Annotated in this window: 26 protein-coding genes; 3 read left to right on the forward strand and 23 right to left on the reverse strand. The window is 73.4% G+C overall.

Annotation, left to right across the window (positions count from 1 at the left end):
* Positions 1 to 162: 162 nt before the first annotated feature.
* Complete coding sequence (locus ACWGKU_RS29305; RefSeq protein ID WP_452178746.1) at positions 163 to 597, reverse strand: hypothetical protein; 435 nt, start codon at positions 595 to 597, stop codon at positions 163 to 165.
* Between the two features lie 141 nt (positions 598 to 738).
* Between ACWGKU_RS29305 and ACWGKU_RS29310 the strand changes: the two genes are divergently transcribed.
* From ACWGKU_RS29310 to ACWGKU_RS29320, 3 genes are all read left to right on the forward strand, one after another.
* Positions 739 to 1887, forward strand: a complete 1149-nt coding sequence (locus tag ACWGKU_RS29310) for a ParA family protein (RefSeq protein ID WP_452178745.1) — start codon at positions 739 to 741, stop codon at positions 1885 to 1887.
* Positions 1884 to 2897: a ParB/RepB/Spo0J family partition protein gene (locus ACWGKU_RS29315; protein WP_452178744.1), complete on the forward strand. Its 1014-nt coding sequence runs from the start codon at positions 1884 to 1886 to the stop codon at positions 2895 to 2897. Before ACWGKU_RS29310 ends, ACWGKU_RS29315 begins: the two co-directional genes overlap by 4 nt.
* A gap of 208 nt (positions 2898 to 3105) precedes the next feature.
* Entirely contained in the window at positions 3106 to 3954 is an 849-nt protein-coding gene (locus tag ACWGKU_RS29320; protein WP_452178743.1) for a DUF6292 family protein, read from the forward strand.
* 56 nt (positions 3955 to 4010) lie between these two features.
* Here ACWGKU_RS29320 and ACWGKU_RS29325 read toward each other — a convergent pair whose 3' ends face one another.
* The 22 genes from ACWGKU_RS29325 to ACWGKU_RS29430 all read right to left on the reverse strand — a co-directional run bounded on the left by ACWGKU_RS29325 (position 4011) and on the right by ACWGKU_RS29430 (position 20874).
* Positions 4011 to 4298, reverse strand: a complete 288-nt coding sequence (locus tag ACWGKU_RS29325) for a hypothetical protein (protein ID WP_452178742.1) — start codon at positions 4296 to 4298, stop codon at positions 4011 to 4013.
* A 112-nt stretch (positions 4299 to 4410) separates the two neighbouring features.
* The gene (locus tag ACWGKU_RS29330) at positions 4411 to 4845 is read right to left on the reverse strand and encodes a hypothetical protein (protein WP_452178741.1); all 435 of its coding nucleotides are present in this window, start codon (positions 4843 to 4845) and stop codon (positions 4411 to 4413) included.
* Positions 4846 to 4856: 11 nt separating this feature from the next.
* On the reverse strand, positions 4857 to 5333 hold the full coding sequence (locus tag ACWGKU_RS29335; protein ID WP_452178740.1) for a DUF3307 domain-containing protein: 477 nt from the start codon (positions 5331 to 5333) through the stop codon (positions 4857 to 4859).
* Complete coding sequence (locus ACWGKU_RS29340) at positions 5330 to 5467, reverse strand: hypothetical protein (protein WP_452178739.1); 138 nt, start codon at positions 5465 to 5467, stop codon at positions 5330 to 5332. Before ACWGKU_RS29340 ends, ACWGKU_RS29335 begins: the two co-directional genes overlap by 4 nt.
* Positions 5468 to 5634: 167 nt before the next feature.
* A complete protein-coding gene (locus ACWGKU_RS29345; protein ID WP_452178738.1) occupies positions 5635 to 6492 on the reverse strand; it encodes an endonuclease/exonuclease/phosphatase family protein in 858 nt (285 codons plus the stop codon).
* A 111-nt stretch (positions 6493 to 6603) separates the two neighbouring features.
* On the reverse strand, positions 6604 to 7428 hold the full coding sequence (locus ACWGKU_RS29350) for a DUF4097 family beta strand repeat-containing protein (protein ID WP_452178737.1): 825 nt from the start codon (positions 7426 to 7428) through the stop codon (positions 6604 to 6606).
* 127 nt (positions 7429 to 7555) lie between these two features.
* The gene (locus ACWGKU_RS29355; protein WP_452178736.1) at positions 7556 to 8008 is read right to left on the reverse strand and encodes an NUDIX domain-containing protein; all 453 of its coding nucleotides are present in this window, start codon (positions 8006 to 8008) and stop codon (positions 7556 to 7558) included.
* A 152-nt stretch (positions 8009 to 8160) separates the two neighbouring features.
* On the reverse strand, positions 8161 to 8781 hold the full coding sequence (locus tag ACWGKU_RS29360) for a hypothetical protein (protein ID WP_452178735.1): 621 nt from the start codon (positions 8779 to 8781) through the stop codon (positions 8161 to 8163).
* 329 nt (positions 8782 to 9110) lie between these two features.
* Positions 9111 to 9392, reverse strand: coding sequence for a hypothetical protein (locus ACWGKU_RS29365; protein ID WP_452178734.1), 282 nt, complete (start codon positions 9390 to 9392; stop codon positions 9111 to 9113).
* Positions 9389 to 10468: a hypothetical protein gene (locus tag ACWGKU_RS29370; RefSeq protein WP_452178733.1), complete on the reverse strand. Its 1080-nt coding sequence runs from the start codon at positions 10466 to 10468 to the stop codon at positions 9389 to 9391. The genes ACWGKU_RS29365 and ACWGKU_RS29370 overlap by 4 nt, the downstream gene beginning before the upstream one ends.
* 132 nt (positions 10469 to 10600) lie before the next feature.
* Positions 10601 to 11149: an AAA family ATPase gene (locus ACWGKU_RS29375; protein WP_452178732.1), complete on the reverse strand. Its 549-nt coding sequence runs from the start codon at positions 11147 to 11149 to the stop codon at positions 10601 to 10603.
* 74 nt (positions 11150 to 11223) lie between these two features.
* The gene (locus ACWGKU_RS29380; protein WP_452178731.1) at positions 11224 to 11412 is read right to left on the reverse strand and encodes a hypothetical protein; all 189 of its coding nucleotides are present in this window, start codon (positions 11410 to 11412) and stop codon (positions 11224 to 11226) included.
* A 119-nt stretch (positions 11413 to 11531) separates the two neighbouring features.
* A complete protein-coding gene (locus ACWGKU_RS29385; protein ID WP_452178730.1) occupies positions 11532 to 12287 on the reverse strand; it encodes a hypothetical protein in 756 nt (251 codons plus the stop codon).
* Between the two features lie 213 nt (positions 12288 to 12500).
* The gene (locus ACWGKU_RS29390; protein WP_452178729.1) at positions 12501 to 12743 is read right to left on the reverse strand and encodes a hypothetical protein; all 243 of its coding nucleotides are present in this window, start codon (positions 12741 to 12743) and stop codon (positions 12501 to 12503) included.
* A gap of 151 nt (positions 12744 to 12894) precedes the next feature.
* The gene (locus ACWGKU_RS29395) at positions 12895 to 15207 is read right to left on the reverse strand and encodes a hypothetical protein (RefSeq protein ID WP_452178728.1); all 2313 of its coding nucleotides are present in this window, start codon (positions 15205 to 15207) and stop codon (positions 12895 to 12897) included.
* A 288-nt stretch (positions 15208 to 15495) separates the two neighbouring features.
* Complete coding sequence (locus ACWGKU_RS29400; protein ID WP_452178727.1) at positions 15496 to 17778, reverse strand: hypothetical protein; 2283 nt, start codon at positions 17776 to 17778, stop codon at positions 15496 to 15498.
* A 30-nt stretch (positions 17779 to 17808) separates the two neighbouring features.
* Complete coding sequence (locus tag ACWGKU_RS29405) at positions 17809 to 18393, reverse strand: hypothetical protein (RefSeq protein ID WP_452178726.1); 585 nt, start codon at positions 18391 to 18393, stop codon at positions 17809 to 17811.
* Positions 18394 to 18395: 2 nt separating this feature from the next.
* Complete coding sequence (locus tag ACWGKU_RS29410; protein ID WP_452178725.1) at positions 18396 to 19202, reverse strand: hypothetical protein; 807 nt, start codon at positions 19200 to 19202, stop codon at positions 18396 to 18398.
* The gene (locus tag ACWGKU_RS29415; RefSeq protein WP_452178724.1) at positions 19195 to 19422 is read right to left on the reverse strand and encodes a hypothetical protein; all 228 of its coding nucleotides are present in this window, start codon (positions 19420 to 19422) and stop codon (positions 19195 to 19197) included. The genes ACWGKU_RS29410 and ACWGKU_RS29415 overlap by 8 nt, the downstream gene beginning before the upstream one ends.
* 119 nt (positions 19423 to 19541) lie before the next feature.
* Positions 19542 to 20054 carry a hypothetical protein gene (locus tag ACWGKU_RS29420; protein ID WP_452178723.1) on the reverse strand — a complete coding sequence of 171 codons (513 nt, stop codon included), beginning with the start codon at positions 20052 to 20054 and terminating at the stop codon, positions 19542 to 19544.
* 137 nt (positions 20055 to 20191) lie between these two features.
* Positions 20192 to 20449, reverse strand: coding sequence for a hypothetical protein (locus ACWGKU_RS29425; RefSeq protein ID WP_452178722.1), 258 nt, complete (start codon positions 20447 to 20449; stop codon positions 20192 to 20194).
* 206 nt (positions 20450 to 20655) lie between these two features.
* Positions 20656 to 20874, reverse strand: a complete 219-nt coding sequence (locus tag ACWGKU_RS29430) for a hypothetical protein (protein ID WP_452178721.1) — start codon at positions 20872 to 20874, stop codon at positions 20656 to 20658.
* Between the last annotated feature and the right edge of the window lie 548 nt (positions 20875 to 21422).

Consider the following 21422-nt stretch of genomic DNA (forward strand, 5'->3'; position numbering starts at 1 on the left):
GGCCCGGGTCCCACCCCGGGCCAGCCGAGCCGCCCGCCATCCACCTGCCCGACCGCCAATCCACCAGTTGCCGCCGGATGCCAGCCTCCACGGCAGACTGCCGGCACCCGGCGACCGCCCGCACGACGCCCTTCTCCTGCCGGGTGTGCGGGCGACGCTGCCTCAGCGCTCGTCCGGCTCGCCCAGGCCCCAGCCGCTGACCGCCGCGATCGGTCCGCGCCAGGCCGGCAGCCTCCGGGCTGTTCGGCCGGAGCGGACGGTGACGTCCTTCAGATGCAGGAAACGCGGATCCGGCGCCCGCCGGCGGCGCCCGTCCTCGGCGGCCTGGTCCAGGTGCCCGAACACCTCCCGCACGACCTTCCGCAGGCCGTAGTAGTCCGCTTCCCCGATCTGACGGAAGTACAGGTCCTCCCACGCCCCGGCCGGAATCACGGTCCCCGTGACGAGCGCCCCCTCCACCGCCAACGTCACGACGACGGCCTCGGCGACCTCCCGATGTTCCGCCCCGACGCGCAGCAGCTCCAGGTACGGGTCCGGGTAGGCCTCCCCCTGCAACATCACCCGCAACGCCGGCTGTACCGCATCTCGCCACGACACCGTACTGGTCTCCTTCCCCTGATGTGTCCGGGCTGACTATGCCCTGGCGGAGAGCTCAGTATCCGGCTCGGCGGCGGAGTGGTTGCGCGCTCCGGGGTGGTGCGGCAGCACTAACGAGGTGACCTAGTAATGTTTGGTCTTATGAGCAGCCCTACGGCCAGTTTGAAACGGGAGAAGCTAATCACTTCTCTCCCCCCGCAGCTGAGACGCCAGCTGAAGATCCGTGCATTTGAGCATGGACTGGATATTCAGGACGCGGCCGAGTACGCGATCCGCGATTGGTACGAGGCTTCGGATCTCCCGACGGTGAACACCGACGGCGCGAAGACGTGGGGGACGTTCCTGCCTGTCGGCGAGGCCGACCGGTTCAAGGGCGCGTGCAACGACCGCGAGATCACCTACGTGCAGGGGCTGGCCCAGGCACTGACGCTGTGGCTGGAGAAGCACCCGTCGCCGTCTACGCCACTGGTCGCCCAGCCCGTCGTTCGCGTCATAGTGGCGAACCAGAAGGGCGGGGTGGGCAAGACCTTCATCTCGTCCGGCATCGCCCAGGCGCTGGCGGAGGCCGGCCGTCGCGTGCTCCTGGTCGACTACGACCCGCAGGGCCACCTCACCGCCGAGCTGGGCTTCGAGGAGCTCATGTACGAAGACGGCGCCGAGACACTGATGATGCACATGGACGGGACCGCACGGGGGGACATCCACGACCTGCTGGTGTCCCTCGACGGTGCCCGCTTCGGCGAGCGGCTGCATCTGCTGCCTGCGGCGGACGACGCGTTCCTGCGCGACATCGCACTGTCGAAGGTCAGTTTCAGCGAGGCCGCGCTGGAGCGCGCCCTAGAGCCGCTGGAAGCGGACTACGACTTCATCATCATCGACGGGCCGCCCAGCCTGGGACTCAACATGGACACCGCGCTCTACTACGTGCGGCGCCGCGAAGGCGAACTCGCCGACCGCTCCGGCGTCATCACCCCGGTCTGGGCAAACAAGGCCTCCCACCGCGCGTTCCGCCTGCTCAAGTCCCAGATGGACGACCTGTGCCGCAAGGGCCGCATCCAGGTCGATTACCTCGGGCTGATCATCAACGCGTACGACAGCCGCCGCGGAAAGCTCGTGCAGGAAAACAAGGACCAGTGGGAGAAGAGCAGCTCGCCCGCCGTTCTGGCTGTCATCGGTGACCTGAAGGAAGGCCGGGAGGCCGCAGACGGCGAGATCCCCCTGCTGGAGTACGCGCCGAACAGTGAACACGCGCAGGTGATGCGCGACTTGGCGAAGGAGCTTGCCGTATGACGCCCCCTACCCAGCGGGTCACCCGCGGGTTCAGCATCGGCGACAGCGGTCAGGACGACGCCCCCGGCCCCCGCCGTGTCCGGACACGCCAGCAGATCATGAACGGCGAGGGACGTCTCCCCCCGACGTCAGTCGAACTGGGGCTGCTCGCCCACAACCCGTTCAACCCGCGCGACAAACTCACCGAGCTTGAAGAGACCGCCGAGTCGCTCAGGCAGAAGGGGCAGATTCAGCGCGTCGCCGTGGTCCGGCGGGCAGCGTTCCTGGCCTCTCACCCGGGCCTTGAGGAGAAGCTGGACGAGGCCGAGTACGTCGTCATCGACGGCAACCGCCGCCTGGCCGCAGCACACCTTGCGGGGCTCGCGGAACTGCGGATCGACGTCAACGACGACCTCGCAGCGAGCGCAGCAGACCTGTTGGAGAGCGCGCTGATCGCCAACGTGCACCGGGTGGACGTTCCCCCGTTGGACCAGGCGAAGGCCATCCAAGAGCTCGTGAAGGTTCACGGCTCGCAGGGGAAGGTGGCGAAGCGCCTGGGTAAGACGGCGGCCTGGGTCTCCCAACGCCTCGCGCTCCTGGAGCTCACACCCGATCTTCAGGAGAGGGTGGAGAGCGGAGAACTGAAGGTGCAACCGGCCCGCCGCATTGGCCGGATGCCCAAGGAGCAGCAGGCGTCAGCTGCGGCAGAGGCTATTAACGCCGTTAACACTCCCCGGCAGCGGGCACCTCGTCGGGAGCTCGCCACGCGGGAGCCGACTCCGACCGTTAACGCCGTTAATACCCCGTCGGCGAGCAACGCGGCGGCGGAAGTGGAGCACCCCACCGTTAACGCCGTTAACGGCCCGGCGGGCGAAGCTCCGCGAGCTCTGACAACACTGATCCCGGTGTGGGACGACCCGGCAGCGGTCTACAGGTTGCTCCGAGAGCACATGCCGGCTGACCACCGAACCACTCTGGCCGCCCTCCTGGTCGATGACCTGGATCCAGCGCAGAACGACGTGGCTGTCTAGTTCGAGAATGACGAAGGCCCGCACCCCGGCGCTCGGGTGCGGGCCTTCGTCGTGTCCGTGACCTGGTTCTCGAAAGGGCGTTGTCATGCCGGGGCCTGTCCCGTATCCGGCAGAGTAGAGCAGGTCCGGGAAGTTCGGCGGAACACAGCTCGTGGGTGCGATCGGGGCGGCAGAGTATGAGTCCGAAGCTTCTTGAAGGGGAGAAGAGATGAGTGCACGGAACGCTCCGGAGACAGAGGCCGAGACCTTCGAGAGGTACGCGGGGCACTATGCCGCCGCGGTAGCCGAGGCCCTCATCGCTGACGGCTTGTCGGTCAGCATCATCGGTGTCTCCGGCCCCCAGACGTTCCTCGAGCCGCCAGATGACGGAGGCCCCGACGTAGAGGTCTTCGAGGATGCCACGGCGACACTGTCACTCGGGGAGGCGTTCTGCCAACGGGTCGTTCCAGGCAAGGCATGCGAGCTGACTTGGGAAGCAACGTCCGGCTGGTACTTCGGCATCGACGGACCCGGAGTCGGCAACACCGAGCACAGGGCCAGCATGCGGTGGCTCGGCGCCGGGCTCGCGCCTACTCCCGAAAGAGTCATCCGGTTCGTGTCGGAGCTGCTGCTGGATCACTCCTCCGCAGGCAGTCCGGAGCGCCCCTACTACCGATCCGAGGGCCAGAACCCGCAGGAGGTCATGGACCGGCTGAAGTCCTACGTGCCCACAACACTGTTCGGCACACCCATCGTCCGGCCTGTTTCCTGGAAGTACCACCACGCGCTTGAGCGCGACCTGATCGTCAGCCGCCAGGTCGTGGCTGCGATGACCGACGCGCCGGCAGAGCGGTGGGTGGACGTTCCTATGCGCGCTTCTGAGCTTGAGGCCTTGCGCCGCATTCACGAGCTCTTGGAGATGACCAGTTCACCGTCGGCGTTGAGGACCCTGACCTACCTTCTCGGGGCCGACTTGCAGGCCCGGCTCGCCGGCCGGGAGAAGCCGGACGAGCACCAGCGCGGGCGGGCCAAGGCCATCCGGCTCAAGGAACACTGGGAGAAGCATCCACCCCGGTGACATGCCGAAGGCCCGCACCCCAAGGGCTGGGGTGCGGGCCTTCGTCGTGGCGGGGTTCAGACGGCGGCGATGAGGGCGGTGGTCCGGGTGGCCTCGCCGCCGGTGATGGTGACGGAGATGTGCTGGGTGCTCATGGATTGCTCTCCCTGCCGAAGGTGGTGTCGGTGTTCACGGTTCCTCCGGCTGGTCGGTGCAGTGGATGGGGGCCAGCCGCTCCATCGACCGTAGCGCCGGTGGACGGCGGCGACGTCCGCGAGGTCCTGGAGGCGGCCGGTGGCGAGCGCGATGGTCCGCGACCTGATCGAGGCGTTGTCGTCGTCGGTGGGGATCGAGGTGGAGATCAAGGCCGCCTCCCCGGAGTCGGCGGCGGCCTCGGCAGCGGCCCAAACACGAGAAGGCCCACACCTCGCGAGGGTGTGGGCCTTCTCGTGTTCGACGGGGCAAGTTGCTGGCCGATCAGTGGGCGAGGACGGCGGCGGCGAGGGTTTCGAAGGCGTGGTGGCAGGCGGCATCCATGCGGGCCGCGCCGTTGATGCCGTGGTCGGCGAGCCGGTAGAAGTTCCCCTTGCCCGTGGCGTCGGCGAACCGCTGGAGAAGGCCACCGGGCACTCGCCTGTCGATGGCGTAGTGCGTCAACCCGCTGATCGTGAGGGCGGCCGCGAGCTGGCCGGGGCGCAGGCGCAGGCCGAGTGCGCGGGCGCCGAGGAGGAGGGCGGCGGCCTGGGTGGCCGAGTAGGTCAGAACGTGCAGGGCGCAGGCGCGGCGGCCGGCGGCGGTGCCGTGGACGGTGCCGTCGTCGCCGGTGACGGGGGCGGCGTCGGTGGCGCCCTTGGTGCGGGCGCAGTGGTCGGACTGGACGAGGTTTGTCGCTGCTTTGTTGGCGTGTCTCACTTCGTCCTTCCCTACAGGCGGGTGATCAGCAGGGCTGCCACGAGGAGCGCGGTCTGGTGCAGGGCCTGGTCGGTCAAGTACATACCGTTCATTCCGGCCGCCTTGAGCTCCGCGAACCCCTTGGAACCGATGTGCTCCAGGAGCCAGCGGACCGGCCATCGGCGGTCGAAGAAGGCGTGGGTCACCGTCGAGACGGCGAGCCCTGTCGCAAGGCCGATCCACGACATCTGAAGCGGGAGGACGACCCAGGTCAGGGCCAGCATCACGGCCATCACCACGTGGTACTGGGCCACGTGACCGAGGCACGCTCCCCAGCCCCGCCTCGGGCTGGCTCCGTCGGCGACCTCGGCCGCCGTGGGGGCCGCCTTGTGGCGGGCCTGGTGGTCGGTCTGCCCGATCACGTGGTCCGCGAGGTTGTGGCCGACCGCGAGTACTGCCCATACCGCGCCGAACGAGGCGAGGGTGACGGCCTGGTCGATGGTGGTCATCGGGCCACCTCCACCGAGACGCAGGAGTTGGTGGACACGGCGGGTGCCGCGTTAACCCAGTGGTCGCCGACGTCCGCGCCGGACCGGAGCAGGGCGTAGGCGGCGGCGAAGCGGGCGATTCGGGTGGCGTTCATGGGGATGTCTCCGGGGTCGGGGGCCGGCCGGGCGGCCGCGCCGCTCGCCGCGGCACCCCTCCGCCGGGCCTGGCCGGTTCGGCGGGTGGGGTGTCGCGGCGGGCAGCGTCAGTGCCTGGTGCGGGGATCGAAGTCTGCGGGCCGGGCGGGGTGTGGGCTGCGGGCGGTCACTGGTAGGTCCACGAGCGGGTGGTGTCGATGCGGTCGGTGTCGAGGGTGACGGCCAGGCCGTGGTGGTCGCTGGCGCCGCGTGGGGTGTCGAGCAGGGTGTAGGACTCGATGGCCGGGACGAGCGGGGCGGAGACCCAGAGCTGGTCGATCCGGTCGTCGTTGCCGGTGCGGCGCAGCAGGTCGTTGTCGCCGGTCTGCTGGTGGAGGTGCCAGGCGACGTCGGTCAGGCCGTTGGCGGCGAGTTTCCAGGCGACGCGCCGGTCGGGGGTGGGTTGCTGGTCGAGGGCCGGGTCGGTGAGCAGGGTGCGGGAGCCGCGGTTGTAGGGGCGCATGCGGTGCCAGGCGGGGGCGGGGCCGGCGAGGGGCGGGTAGTTGATGTCGCCGCCGAGGATGCCGTAGGGGCCGTGGCGGTAGGTGCGGCTGGCGGCGAAGTCGGCTTCGGCGATGGCCTTGTCGGCGCTGTACGGGGTGAGGTGGACGCTGGTGACCGCGAGTGGGGCGGGCAGGCCGGGGATGGTGAAGCCGGCGGTGCCGAAGCCGTGGTGGGTTTCGTCGGCGGTGTAGTCGGTGGTCCAGCTGGTGCGGCGGCCGAGGGTTTCGCGGCGGTAGAGGAGTGTGGTGCCGCGGCCGCTGCGGGTGGGGGCGAGGAGCGCCTCCAGGCCGAGGTCTTGCTCGGCGCGGACGAGCTGGCGGTGTCCAATTTCGGTCCAGCCTTCGGCTTCCTGGAGGAGCACTAGGTCGGGCTCGACGCTGCTGATCCGCTTGGCGAGCTGCGGCCAGCGGTCGTCGGGGGTGCCGTCGCCGGCGCGCAGGCCTCCGCGTTGCAGGTTCTGGACGACGATGGTCAGCTTCATGGTTCTCTTCTTCGGGTGTGGCGGATCGGGATCCGGTGTCGGTCACGGTGTGCCGCCGCCCCGCGGCCGGGTGGGCGCGGGGCGGCGGGGAGGTGGGCGCTTGGTACGGCGTCAGCGCGGGATGGAGACTCGGCCGGTCATGGACGTGGCGCGGACGTCCGGTCCACCGGCCGGGGCGTCGGGGGAGGCGGTGACGGTGACGTCGCCGGACATGGAGCCGGCGGTCACGGCGCCGGGGTTCGCCGCGTACGCCCGGATGTCGCCCGACATGGTCTGCAGGTCGGCGCTCGCGCCCAGCCAGCTCGCGCGGATGTCGCCGGACATCGTGTGCACCTCGGCGGTGACGGCGCGTTCCAGGACGACGTCGCCGGACTGGGTGCGGGCGCTGACGGTGCTGGCCGTGCCGACGGACACGTCGCCGGACTGGGTGGTCGCGGCGACGGCGGTCAGGCGGCCGGTGGTGGTCAGGTCGGCGGACTGCGTGCGGCCGATGACGGCGCTGTCCTCCGGGACCCGGGCGGTGACGACGACGGGGGCGGGGCTCTGGACCAGGGTGGCACCGCGGCCGCCGACGACCCGGCCGCCCACGATGGTCAGGCCGCCGTCGATGACCATGCCGGTCACCGAGCCGTACACGGTGCCGACGCCCTGCATCGTGATGGTACGTCCGGAGCGGGTGACGATGGTGGTCGTGCCGCCGCCGGTGCCCTGGCCCTGGACGTGGGCGACGAGAGCGCCGCGCGGGTCCCATCGCAGGTCGGCGTTGGTGACGGCGTCGGCGGCCTCGCCGGTGTCGTCGGTGGTGCTGATGGTGATCTCGGCGGTGTCGAGGCCGGGAACGGCCTGGACGTCGACCCGGCCGTGGATGCCGCGCAGGGACAGGTCGACGGTGGTCGCGCCGGTGGTGGCAGCGGTGAGGGTGCGGGTGGTGGCCATGGGCGTGCTCTCCCTGGTGCGAAGTCGGGTGCCGGCCGGGCGGCCGCGCCGCGCACCACCGCGCCCGCCGTCCCTGGCCTGGGTGGCGAGGGCGGCGGGCGCGGTGGTGCGCGGCGTCAGTGCCCGGTCAAGCCGCGGTGCCGGTGGGATCGGTGCTGGCGGGCTCACCTCGGAGGGCCGTGGCGAGGATGGCGGCGTGGTCGAACGCCAGCTGCTTTGGGAGGGAGTCGAACGGCCACCAGCGGGCGGTGCGGGCGTCGTCCCCGGCGGTGATCGGGGTGTCGGCGGGGACGACGGCGAGGTAGGCGACGGTCACGTACCGGCCACGCGGGTCGCGGCCGGGCTCGTCCCAGGCGCCGAGCTGGAGCAGGTCCGCGGCGTCCACCCGCACGCCGGTCTCCTCGCCCAGTTCCCGGGCGGCCGCCTGCCGGCTCGTCTCGCCGAAGTCCACGTGACCGCCCGGCAGCGCCCAGGCGCCCTCGTGGGGCGGCCAGCCCCGCTCGACCAGCAGGACGCGGCCGTCCGGCGTGGTGGCGACCACGTCAGCGGTGTAGCGGATGGGCTCGAAGGTTTCGGTCATCTCGGCTCTCCTGTCAGTTGGGTGGTGCGTTCGGCCAGGCGGCCGTGTCAGGGCGGTACGCAGGGCCCGGCCGGGGCGGGGCTGGGCGCCCGGCCGGGGCGGGGCCGGTCAGTGGTGGACGAGGGCGGGCCGGGCGGCGGACCGGCGGTGGATCAGGGCGTGCTGGCCGGGGTCGAGTCGCCAGAGGCCGAGGCGGCCAGCGGCGGGGATGGGGTCGGCGAGGGCCTGGACGTCGGCGAGGGTCCAGTGCCACAGGCCGGGCAGGCCCCAGGGTCGGCAGCAGCCGGTGTCGCAGCCAGCCAGGGCTGGCGGATCGTCAGCGCAGGGACATCGGCGGCGGGCTGCGCCGCCGGTGCGGGCAGCTCGCCGATACGGCGCAGCGCCTCTGGGAGGGCTGCGGCCCAGTCGCCGGTGAAGGCGAGCGCGCGGTCGTCGATGTAGAGGGCCGCGCCCAACTTCTTGTTCGTGACGAGCAGCCGTTCGCCGTCGCCGAGCCAGTAGGCGCGGTCAGGGTCCTCGTCGACGACCGCGGGGATGCCGTGGCGGATGAACCAGGCCGCTACGGCGGGGTGGTAACGGCGGTGGCGGGCGGTGACGCAGAAGACGGAGCGGCATGCCATCAGCTGGCGCAGGGCGTCGAGGGCGCCGGGGATCGGGTCGCCGTAGATGCGCCCGTCCTGCCAGCCGTTTCGGTGCGCTACGACGGTGAGGTCGAAGTCGATGCCCACGGCGTGACTGGCCGGGGAGCCGGGGTCGAGCGGGATGACGGTCAAGTGCTCTCCTCTTGTCGGGTGGTGGTTCGGGGTGGGGGTGGTCCGGCTGTGCCGGTTGGCGGCGCGGCCGGGCCGGTGGAGTGTCAGCACTCGATGTGGTGCCGGAGTGGGTCGAAGACGGCTTGGTTCCGGCCCGAGGTGCCGCCTCGGCTGCCGTGGCGGGTGTGGAGGCTGGATGTGGTGGGGGAGGATGACGGCGGCGGGCCGCCCCCAATAGCCGTGGGGACGGCCCGCCGCCGTCGCTCCGCGCCGATGCGCGTTCGCGCTGCTATCGGGCTCTGCGGCCCGGCGGTCGGCGAAGGCCTGCGCGCCTGCGGTGTGGCGGCTGGTCAGAAGGGCGGTTCGTCGCTGTAGGGACGGGTCGGGGCGGGGCGCCAGGGCAGGCGCCAGGAGGAGAAGCCGGTCATGCAGTCGCAGTACTCCCAGCCGTCTTCGCAGTACCAGCCGCGGTGGTCCTGGCAGGTGGTGCAGCCGGGCTTGGGGTGGTGCTCGATGAACAGGTCGTACGGGCCGGCCATCACCTCCCAGCGGCCGATCCGCAGGCGGCGGGGCAGCCTGTCCAGGAGGGTGTGCAGGCGTTGGGCGTGGCCGGCCGTGGCGCGGGTGCTCACTTGGCCTGCCCGGCGGGTTCGGTCGCGGGCTGCTCGGCGCCGTCGCGGCGGGCGTGGTAGGTGTCGATCCACGCCTGGGGGTCGTGACCGGCCTGGATGGCCTCGTCGAAGGCCGTCTCCGAGTAGTCGCCGGCGTCCAGTTCCTGGTGCAGGTCCACGACGAGGCGGTCGGCCAGGCGCGGGTCGGTCTGCGCCAGGGCCTGGAGCGCCCGGTGGCCGATCCAGGCGTAGGCGGCGGCGCTGGCGTGGACGGCCGTGGCGTGGTGGTCGTCGAGCGGCGCGTGGATGAGGTCCTGGGTGGAGAGCAGCACGCGCTTGAGAAGGTCGCCGGTCATTCGGGCGACGGTCTGGTCCGGGTCGGGCAGCGGAAGCGTGGGTGCCGTGCCGGGGTTGGTCCCGGTAGTGGGGGTGGTCCAGTCGGCGGCGAGCGTCTCGCGGGTGGCGGCGTCGCGGTGGCGCACCGGCATCTGCAGGCCGATGAAGTCCTCGCCGGACACGAGCAGCGGGTGCTCGGGTCCGGCCTGGGCGAACGCGAGGTGGTTTCCGGCATGTTCCCAGCGGCGCAGGTACTGGGTGTCCAGGCCGGTCAGGTCCATCGGCGTGGGCGGCTGCTCCAGGTGCTCGCGCAGGAGGGGTCGCCACTGGATGACGTAGGCGCCGGTGGTGACGGGCACCTTGAGCCGGCTGGTGAGGGTGGAGGCTTCCAGGCTCTGGCTGTCCATGACCAGGCGGACGTGCTCGTCGTGGCCGCGGCTGCGGGCCCAGGCGGCCAGCATCCCGGCGTCGTCCGCGTTCACGGACGCCGCCCACGGCCGACCCTCGGTGACGGTGGTCGTGGCGGCGCGGGCGACGGCGATGGTGAAGCGGTCGGTCGCGACGGCGTGCAGGTGGCGGTTGTCGGCGTCGAGGCGGGTGACGGCCAGGCGCGGCCAGTACTCGTGGTCGCCGCGGTGCGGCGCGGTCTGTTCCAGGATCCGGGCCAGGTCGGCGGCGGCCAGGCCGAGCACGGCCACCGCCGCGGTGTTCCCGGTGTCCTGCTCGGCGGTCGGCGTGCTGGGGGTGGTCTCGGTGGTCAACGAAGTCCTCCTCGTTGTCGTGGGGTCGGCCGGGCGGCCGCGGCGCGCGCCGAACCGCCCGTCGGCGGCCGGGCCGGGGGTGGGTCGGTGCGCACTGTGGCGGTCCGGGGCGGGCGGCGAGGCTGCGGCTGGTCAGGTCTGGGCTGCGCGGGCGAGGCCGTCGCGGTGCTCGCGGGTGGGGTCGAGGTCGGTCGCGTGCACGGCCGGGTCGACGGTGACGCGGTCGACGCGGACGAAGCCCTCGGCGAGCAGCTGCTCGCGGGTGGGCACCTGGAGTTCCTGGTCGACGAGGACGTGGTCCGGGACGACGCGCTCGCGGCCGGCGTTGAGTTCGCGGCGGCGCTCCAGGGGGACCTCGAACAGCAGGGCCGAGCACGGCCGCTGCCAGTAGCGGGCGCGGGCGAGCAGGCCGGACCTGACATGAGGCAGGAGTGCGGTCGAGTCGACCACGGTGGTGAGGTTGCGCGAGAGGCGGGCGTCGAGCAGCAGCGTCTGGACCTGGTCGGCGGTCGGGGTCGCGGACTGGTCGGCCTCGGAGTCGGTCGCCATCGCCCGGTAGGCGTCCAGGCTCAGGCGCCAGGTCGCCGGCCAGCGGGTGGCGAAAGTGGTCTTCCCGGCGCCGGATCCGCCGACCAGGACGATCAGCGAACCGGGGACGGGGACGAAGGTGGTGGGGTTCACGGGCGGGCCTTTCGGATCGGGGTGGTGGGCCCGGGTGCCGTTGCGGTCGGCGCGGCACCCGGGCGGGCGGGGTGTCAGCTGTGGGCGGGCGGGAGCGCCTTGGTGGTCGGCTCGGAGGCGGCCTGGCGGTGCTGGAGGGCGAGCCAGGCGCCGGCCGCGGTCATCAGCCGGCCGTCGCCGAGGGCGTCCAGCGGGGCGGTGTCGATGTCGTGCATCAGCTCGGCCGGGGCGGGGGTGGTGTGGGGCTGGACTAGGGGCTGCATCGTGGTGTCCCTTGGTCGGGTTGGTGCCGGCCGGGCGGCCGGCCCCTGTCCCCGGACGCGGTACCGCCCACCGGCCGGTGCGGCCGGGGGCGAGGCCGGTCGTCCGGGTCTCCTTCCGGTCAGTGGCTGGTGGCGGTCGGGTGCAGGTCGAGGGTGGTGCCGCGCAGGGCGGTGAGGATGTACTCGGAGAGCCGGTCCTCCAGGAGCACGGCACTGGTGGTGTGGGAGGCACGCATGGCGGCGTAGTGGACGGCCCCGCGGTCGGCTCCGGCCGCCTCGGCGGCGTCGATGGCGCGCCGGATGGCGATGCGCTCCGCCGTGGTGTCGGCGGCCTCGCGGTGGGAACGGCCGGCAGCGGCTCCGGCGTGGCAGACGGCGTGCCTGCCGCTGGTGTGCTCGTGGTGGGTGCACAGCCGCCACGTCTCGTATGCCTCCCGCTTGCCGTCCGGGTCGGTGGCCCAGTCGGCGGCCCACCGCCGGGCGAGGCCGGGGACGGCGTCGAGGTGTTCCAGGACCTGGCGGCCGCGGGGGCCGAACACTTTGTGGGCGTCGGTCTCCTCCACCACGCGCAGGGCGCGGGTCATGAGCGTGTGGCCGGCGTAGCGGCCGCCCCGCTCGCTCTCCCCGACCGGCTCGACGGTGAACAGCCGTACCGGCCACGTCCACAGGCGGTGCAGGGCTTCGCCGGGGGCGGTGGTCAGGATGAAGTGGCCGCCGCCGTACCAGTGGCCGGGCTCGCCGGGGGTGGGGTGGTGGACGATCCCGTCGGCGGTGGTGGAGAGCAGGGGGATCGGGGTGGGGCCGGTGGCGTGGGTCAGCACGGTGCCGTCCGGGCGGGTGGCCAGGTAGTAGGTGAGGGCCTTCTTGGTGCGCACGGTGGTGTCCTTCCGAGTAGTGGTGTCGGCCGGTCAGCCGGCCCTCGTCCCCGGATGCGCGCCGCCCGCCGGGCTGGGTGCCGGGCGGGCGGTGCGGGCCGGGGGCGAGGCCGGTCGTGCGGTCAGCGGGCGAGCAGCAGGACCAGGAGGACGAGGGGGGCGACCATGCCGAGCAGGTAGACGAAGCGCATGAGGTTCTCCTTGGTGTTGGGGTCAGCTGATGAGGGCGAGCAGCAGGACGGCGATCAGGGCGGGCACGGTCAGGGCGACGGAACGCGGGATGTTGAGGCAGTGCTGGAGGCGGGCGATCTCGTCGCTGATGGCCTCGCACTCGACGGCGAGGCGGTGGTGGGCACGGTTGCCGGGCGGGAGGTTGGCGAGGGTCTCGCTGCGCTCGTGGAGCAGTCGGCGCTGGGCGGCGATCTGGGTGTCGCGCTCGATGGCGATCAAGGCCATGGCAGTGCCTTTCGGGGCGGGTTTCGGTGGGTGGCGGGTGGTGCGGGAGGATGGGGGCGGGTCGGCGGCGAGGCCGGCCCGCTGGCACCCTCGGGTGTCTGGCCTCCGGGGTGTCTTCTTCACCCCGGAGGCCGCTTTGTTGGGCGCTCGGTTACGCAGAGCGAACGACGGGCCGGAGTGTGGGCTCGGCGTCCTCGACCGTGTCGCGCACGCGCTGGCAGGTGCTGCGCGTCTGCTTCTCGTCGCCGGTCAGCAGGCCCTTGGCGGTGAGCGCGGCGTGGATCTCCGCGACGCGCGGGCGGCGGCCGAGAGCGTCGTACAGCGGGCGGACGCACGCCTTGCGGGCGTACATGAGCGCGGCGCCGGTCAGGGCCGGAGCCGGGCGGGCGTCAGCGTCCTGCGGGTGCGCGGGCGGGAGCGCGCGGTGAGCGTCACTCGTCCCGCGACCTGCGGTGATCTCGCGCTCATATGAGCGCTCGGCGGGTGCGCCCTGCGCGGGGAGCAGGATGCCGTGAGCGGTGGGCAGCGGCTGGCCGCCGTGCGGCGGGCGCGGACCGGGGCCCTCGTGCGCGCCGCTCGCGTCGTCCGTGGGCGCGGTGGGCGCGTCCGGCTGCGCGGCAGGGGTGGCGTGAGCGGAGGGGCCGTGGCCCATGAGCGCGTGCACCCGCCAGATGACCACCGGCACCACCATGGCGAGCGGGACGGCGAGGCCCCACTTGACCCGCCACTGTCCGTTACGCGGCTCGACGCCGACGATGTGCAGCTCGGCGAGCAGCGCACTCACCTGGCAGGCCGTCATCACCACCAGCGCGACGACCACCTCCCAGGTGATCCGCTCGCGCTCCTCCTCAGTGCGGGCCTTGGCGTGGGCGCGGGTGGCGGCGACCACCCACACGTCCACGGCGACCGGGAACAGCCAGGCCAGCCAGGTGTTGATGCCAGCCATCACCGCGAGGTGGTGCTCACCGGCGGCGGTGTAGGCGACGCCCGCCCACAGCGCGACCTTCGGCAGCAGCATGGGAATGTTGGCCTCCCACCAGCGCCAGGCCCGGCGGACCCGGCCCTTGTTCCGGTCGGCCCGCTTCTGCTCCAGCTGGCGCTGCTCGGCGCGCAGCTCGGCGACCTGCTGCTGGGTCTCGGCGAGTTCGGCCAGGGCGTCGGCGGTGACCTGCTCGGCCTCCTTGCGGGCGGTGTTGAGGATCCGCTGGACGTCGGCCTCGGCCTTGCCCCGGGCGGAGCTGGCCTGGCGCAGCTGCTCGCCGGTGGCCTGCTTGGCCTCGTCGATGGCGGCCTGGGCGTCCTCGCGCAGCCGCTGCACGGCCTCCTGGCCGCGCTCGCGCAGGTCGGCGGCCTGCTGGGCGCCCTCCTCGCGGAGCGCCTGCGCCTCGGCCTCAGCCTGCTCCAGCAGCCGGCAGGTTTCGGCGTCGGCGTTCTCGCGGACCGTGTCGGCCTCGGCTCGGGCGGCCTCGGTGACGCGCCCGGCCGTCGCTTCGGCCTCCTGGCGGGTCTCCTCGGCCTGCTCCTCGGCCGCCTTGACGATCCGGCGGGCGGTGGCGGCGGCCTGGCTGCGGATCTCCTCGGCCTCGGCCGCGGCCTCGGTCAGGGTGCGGCCGGCCGCCGCGGCGGCGTCGCGCTGAACGGCCGCGGCGAGTTCCCGCGCGTCGGTCAGCTCGTGCTCGGCCTGGGCGCGGTCGTCAGCGGTCCGGGCCCGGGTGCGCTCCAGCGCCTGGCGGGCATCGGCGACCTGGTCCTGAACGTCGGCGAGGTCGGCGGCGGCCCGGCGGCGGGTGGTCGAGGCCTCCCGCTCGGCCTCGCCGAGCACCTTGGCGGCCTGCTCCTCGGCGGCGGCGGTGATGCCGGCCGCCATGGCCTGGGCCTGCTCCTCGGCGGCGGCGACGATCCGCTCGGCGTCCTCCCGGGCCCGCGCCCGGACGGCGGCGGCGCGCTGCTCGGCCTCGACCAGCAGCGCCCCGGCCCGCTCGGTGGCGTCCTCCAGCAGCCGGTCGGCCTCGGCGTGGGCGGCGATGTCAGCTTCCTCGCGCCGCTGCCGGGCGGCCTGCTCGGCCTCCTCGCGGATTGTCCGGGCGTCGTGGTTGGCCGCGTCGATGATCCGCCCGGCCGTCCGGTCGGCACGCTGCGTGACCGTCTCGGCCTCGGCAGCGGCGTCCGCGCGCAGCCGCTCGGCCTCGGCCGCCCACTGCTCGGCGGTCGCCAGGTCGCGCCTGGCGGTGGCGGTGGCGTGCGCCAGGACGGCGAGCGCCTGGTCCTCGGCGAGGGCCAGGACGTCGGCGGCGCGGTCGGCGGCATCGGCCAGGACCGGGTCGGCGGCCGGCCGCGCCGAGAAGGTCTCGGGGACCTCGGCCGGGGTGTCCGGGTAGGTCTTCGGCGCCTTCGTCGGGGCCTGGGTGGCGGTCTTCTTGGCGGGGGGTCGGGTGCGGCGGCTGGTGGTGCGGGCCGGGGTCATGGCGGGAGACTCCTGTTTCGCGTGGTGACGTTGCGTGGTGGCCAGGGCGGCCGGGACGGGGGCACGGCGCTCTGGGGTGGCGAGGGGGCGGAAACGGCCCCGATCCGGGGTGTCGGGGCCGTTTCCGGGGGGTGCGCGGATCTGATCCGTGTGATCTGTTTCCGCAGGTCACGATCCGTTTCGTGATCCGTGGGCGATCCGTGCTGATCCGTGTCCGGCACGGATCAGCTACGGATCAGCACGGATCGGCCACGGATCGCGACACAGATCAGCCAGGCCGTCACACGGCTACGCTGAGTGCTCGTCGGGCAGGGTGGTGAACGCCGCTTCGACGCTGCTGAGCCAGTAGCCCGACGGAGGGTTCTCGCCGTCGAGGTCGAACCGGCGGACCGTGGTGAGGTCGGTGACGCCAGCCTTCTTGAGGTCCCGGGCGATCTTCTTGCCGCCCTCGCGGCGGCGGTCCACGGGCTCCTTGTCGTCCCACTTGCGCCACTCGTCTCCGGTGGTGGCGAGGTGGTCCAAGACCTGGTCGGTGGTCAGGAACTCGGGATCACCGACGCGCTCGAACGCGGTCCGGATCGCCAGCAGGATCTGCGGGAGGTCCTCGTCCTCGGCGGGCCTGGCATCGAAGGTCGTGACGCCGGCAGCGAGCCGCTCCTGTGTACGGAGAGTGGCGGTCGCGGCGTCCATGTGGGTGGCGTGCCGCAGGATCGGATCCTTCAAGCCCGGCGCGATGATGTAGAAGGTGCCGGCGTCGGCGGGGTCCCAGTCACCGGGGCTGGGGGTGAGGCGGTGCGGCATCCAGCCCTCGGAGATCGCGGTGTCGGAGCCGACGACCAGCGGCACGTCCGCCTTGCGGCAGGGCAGCATGACCCGGATGCCGAACGCGTCGGCGATCGCATCACCCACCACGTCCGAGGTGGCGTCCTGCGAGATCAGGACCACGGTCCACCGGGCCTTGCGGCCGATCCGCACCAGCTTGATCACCTTGGCCTTCTGCGTCTTCGTCAGCTGCGGGTGCTCGTCGATGACCACGAACCCGGCCGGCGCGTCGTCGGTGACTTGCCAGTTGTCGACGTCGTCGCCCATTTCGCGGGCCCGGTGCTTGGCCATGGCGATCGCCTCGTCGAGGAGAGCGTCGATCTCCTCCTCGGTGTAGGCGCGGCGGTCGGCCAGGCGGCGCAGCGGGCCGAAGCCGCGCCCCGTGGGGTCGATGTCCCACGCGACGGCGTCGGTGCAGCTGGTGATGTAGTCGACCAGGTTGCGGACGATCGCGGACTTGCCGCCTCCCGAGTCGGCGATGACCAGGATGTTCTGCCCGGCCAGGGTGATCCGGGTGAGGTCGCCGTCCATCGAGGGGCCGAGCGCCATGGGCTTGAGGATGCTGTTCGAGAGCGGCGGGTAGACGGGGTGGGGCGGCATCGGGTCGAACGGGTCGCCGGTGATGATCCGCAGCACCACGGAGCCGGCCGCGGCCTTCTGGGGCTGGGGCATCACGCCGCCCTGGCGCACGCCGAGGAGCACGTCCAGGTCGGCGATCTTGGCGACCAGGTCGGCGGGCTTGCCCTTCGTCAGGTGGGCGATGGCGCGCCAGCCCCACCGCTCCTGGGTGACGTCGGTGACTTGGCCGACCGCCAGGCCCTCGGCGAGCAGTGCCAGGTGGATGCACTCGGTGGCCTGCTGCACGTTGTGGACCTGGCGGATCGGGTACGGGTCGCCGCTCGGCGGCGCCGGCGGGGCCGGCGAAGCGGTGCCGCCGGCGCCGGGGCCGTGGCCGGTCGGCTGGTCCCCGGCAACCTGGTCCCCGGCGGCCGGCTGGTCGGTGGGGGCGGTCAGCAGGGCGCCGTCGGGCAGCGGGTAGGCGAGCTCGGGGTCGGCGCGGCGGCCGGAGCGCCACTGGGGGATGAGGCTCTTGCCCCAGGCGGCGAGGACCACCAGCGCTCCGGTGGCCGCGCCCTCCACCGCGAGCAGGGGCAGGCCGCCGGTCAGGGCGGGGATCCCGTAGGTGCCCAGCACCATCAGCGCCAGGCGGACGCGGCGCCGGTGGGACAGGTGCCGGCGGTGGTCGCCGATCTCGCCCGGGGTGACGGGCGCGTGCCCGGTGTAGGTGAGGGCCAGCACGGCGGCGGCCTTCTGCTCCCACTGGGCGGCGGCGGTGCGGGCGGCCAGCTCGGACCGTTTGGCCGCGGTGTGGCCGGCCGGGGTGACGCCCTGGGCCCGGGCCGCAGCCCCCGAGGTGTTGGCGGCGGCCAGCTCCTGGCCGGCGCGGCCGGCCAGCATGGCGTGCTCCGCACCACGGTCCTGCTCCCACGCCTGGTGGCGCGTGTTGAGGATGTGCAGGGCCACCGCCCGGTCGCTCAGGTGGTCCTCGGTGACGAACAGCCAGGCGCCGCGTTCGGCGGCCAGCACGCGCAGGCCGGCCGGGACGTGGTCGTACTGGCGCCGCCACCACGACCGCGGGCGCGGCTGCGGCTGGGGCTCGGCCGGGCGCGGGCCCGGGTCGTCGTCGTCCAGGAGCTCGCCGTCGAGGATCTCGTCCTCGCCCGGCTCCATGCGCAGCTCGATACTCACGGGCGGGTCCCCCCTTTCTCGGGTCAGGTCTCAGCGGGTGGAGGCGAGGTGGTTCAGGGCGTCCAGGGCGGCCTGGCCGCCCTTGGACAGGGCCTCGTTGGCGTAGTAGGTGACCAGCGGGATGGCCGCCAGGGCGGTCCCGTTGACGAAACCGAGCCGGACCTTCCACTTGTCCAGGCCCGAGGCCGTGCTGCCCGGGGTCCGCGGGCCCGCCGCGCCCTTGGCCGACTTGCGGGCGCCGGCCAGCACGACCGCGACGACGAACAGCAGCAGCGCGCCGCCACCGCCGACCGGAACGGCGTCGGCGCCGTGGAACTGGGCGGTGGAGTCGGCGCCGGTGCTGCCCCACAGGGACAGCTGCCCGCCCCACACGGAGGCCTTGTAGCCGAGCCAGCCCAGGCCGCCCAGGATGCCGCCGGCGCACAGCCCGCACAGGGTGCCGAAGCCGGTGCCGATGGCGTAGGGGATCAGCGCGCCGTGGTCGGCGTCGCCGCTGCGCCCGAAGTTCCCGCCGCCCTTGCCGCCGATCTTCGGGATCGGGATGCCGTAGGTACGGGCGAGCTGCCAGCCGGTCAGGCCGAAGACGGCGGCGTAGGTGCCGAGGGTGACGTCCATGATCAGTGTCCTCCGGTGAATGCGGTGGTGAGCCAGGTGACGGCGTCGGTGACGGCCGGCAGCGACAGGCAGCCGGCCAGGATCGGGATCCACACCGCCGTGCGGCGCGGCAGCGTGACCTCGGCCCGCTTAGCGCCGACGAGCGGCAGGGCGATCGCGGCCAGCTCGACGGCCGCGGTGGTGGCGGTGGTGGCGTGGAAGGCGGCGCAGCCGTAGTAGGCGACGCCGACCAGGGCCAGGGAGCGCAGGGACCGCTTGCCGCCCCACAGCAGCGCGACGGCCACGGCGGCGTCGGCGCCGTAGGAGCCGGTGATGGCCGGCAGGTGCTGGTGGAGCAGCCAGGCCGGGACGGCGGCCAGCGCCGCGGCGGTCGAGTTGGCGGCCAGCTGCAGCCAGGAGAAGTCCCAGAACGGCTCGGGCTCGGCGGGTGGGGCGACCACCATCACCGGCACGGGCTGCGGGGCCACCACCTCCACCGGCACGACCGACCCCGGGTCGGGGTAGCTGTACTGGGGCGGGATGGGCACGTGCGGCGGCGGGGCCTGGTAGTGGGCCGCGGCGGCGGCCGCGGCGGCGGCGTAGTGCGCCCAGTCCGGCTCGGGCGCTGGCGGGGCGGGCGGCGGCGACGAGGGCGGGGGCGGGGTGTCGATCCGGCGTCCCCCCGTCGGCGGCTGTCCGCCTCCGTCGGCGGGCGGCGTGTCGTCCTCGACGATCTCGGCGTCGATAATCTCCACGCCGCCCGGTCCGGCGGCGGTGGCGAACAGGCCGAACGTGCCCGTGCTCGTGCTCGTGTCGGTGGTGTCAGACATCGCTGCCCGCCGCCCTGCGGATCCGCTCAGCCATGAACGCCGCCGGGTCCGTGTCGCGGGCGTTCCAGCGCCCGAGCGTGGCGTCGGCCTCCTCGGCCGGGGCCCGGCCCTCGGCCTCGGTCTTCTGGCGGTGCTGCTTGATGGCCCAGAGCAGCAGCACCAGGGCCGGGACGGCCGTGGCGGCGACGAAGAAGCAGAGGATCAGCTGCTGGTGGTGCATGGTGCTCCCCCTTTTTGGGAGTGGACGGATGCGGGCGCGGGCGGGGCCGTGCCGCCGCCGGCCGGGGAAGGCCGGCGGCGGCGTGCGGGCGCCGCTGCACGGACGGGGCTGGTGGTGGGTCAGGCCTGCGGGGCGTGCGGCAGGCGGTCGTCGCCGCAGCGGCAGGCGGCGAGCAGCTCCAGCAGGTCGACCAGGCTGCGCACCTGCTCGGGCAGCCGGCTGCCGCTGTGCAGCAGGACGGTCCGCGCATCGCTTCCGGCGCGGGCGGAGCGCTGGGTGTGGAGCACGGTGTGGCCGGGGTGGTGGTGCAGCCAACGGCCGGCGCCGAGGTAGTGGACGGCGGTGCCGTCGGGGTAGCCGGCCCACCGCTCGGCCATGGCCAGGCCGAGCGCGTTGGTCGGGTCGAGGTGCTGCTCGGCGTGGTCGGCGGCGCGGATCTCGGCCTCCTCGCGCACGCCGGTGTCGACGTGGCGAAGGACGGCGGCCAGGTCCCCGGCGAAGGGCGCCAGCGGGGGCGTCCAGCCGGAGGCCTGGACCGCGAGGATCAGGTTGGCGGCCTCCAGCTCGTACTCGGTGTCAGCCAGGCGGCACCGGGTCTCGGTCCAGGTGCGGGCGCGGATCAGACGGAACAACGGGGTCCTCCCGAGTGGTGGTGTCGTGGTCGGGTGCGGGTGCCGGTCTCCGCCGCAGGCTCCGTCCTGCGCTCGGCGGGCCGGGGCAGGACGGAACGGGGCGGGTGGCCGCGGTCGGGCCGGGCGGGCTGCCGTCGTCAGCGGCGGCGGAGCCAGAGGACGCGGTCGGGGCTCCCGTCGGCGGCGATGACCTTGTCGACGTAGGTGGTGATCTCCTCGCCGCGGGCGTCGAGGCCCCGGGTGGTCAGCGCGGCGGCGAGGCTGCCGGTGCGGAAGACCTCGGCAGCCTCCCGGTCGCCGCTCTTGACGGCGGCCTTGATGTCGCGGGTGAACTCGCGGTGGCCCTTGACCTCGACGACGGTGTCGGTGACGGCCTTGCGCAGACGCTCGAACACGGGTGGCCTCCTTCTTTGTGGTGGAGGGGACCTGGGTGGTCCCGGGGCTCCCCTGGCCCGTGCGGGCGCCACTGGGGCGGCCGTACGGTCAGGGCAGCTCCGGGGCATCGGCGGGCCAGGGCAGCTGCGGTGCGGGCGGCCTGCGCCCGGCCACCGGCCCCGCGAGTGCGGGCCGGCGGCCGGGCGTACGGGGGGTCGCTGGCGGATCAGCGGGCCTGCGGGCCGGTGCCGGGCGCGGCGTTCTCGTCGTCGCGGAGGTCCAGGTTGTTCAGGACGCCGGCCTGGATGACGGTGCCGCTGATCCGGGCGTTGCCGGTGACGCTGTTGACGACGGCGCCCCGGGCGCCGCGGACCGTGGTGTCGGTGGAGGTCTGGATGACGAGGCCGCGGATGACGGCGTCGGGCCCGATGTGGTTGGTGACCAAGGGTTTCTCCTGACGGGTGTCGGGTTGCCGGGCCGGTTCGGCGCCGGGAAAGTTCGTACGGGTGGCCGCAGGTCTGGCGGCCGGGTGCCCGCCGCATCAGCGGTGCGCACCCGGCCGTGCCGGTGGCGGCGGGGGCGCTCGCGGCCTGGCTGGCCGTCGAAAGCGCCGGGGTGAAGCGGCGGGGTTCGGTGGTGCGGGGTGCGTGACGGCCGGGCCCTCGTGCCGAAGGAGGGCTGGTCGGCCGCTTACCGCCCGGCTGGTTGCCGGGTCGGACGCGCCTGGATTGATCGGGGCGGCGGTGTCCCCGTGCCGAAGGTGCTGCGGAAGCAGTCGGGTGGTGCACCCCGGGGCGGCGTCACGCTCGCAGGCCTCGGGGCCGTTCTCTGAGTGGTTCTCAGTTGGCTCGCTGTGGAGTTGTGAAGTAGGCGGGCACTTCCTTGGCCTGGCCCCCTCGGGCCGGACTTCCGGGTGCGTCGTGGTGGTGCGTCGGGTGCTGGGCCCTGGCGGGCCCGGCGCCCACTCCCGGCGCCGTTCCGGCATGGGCATGC

The organism is Kitasatospora sp. NPDC054768, assembly GCF_053612025.1.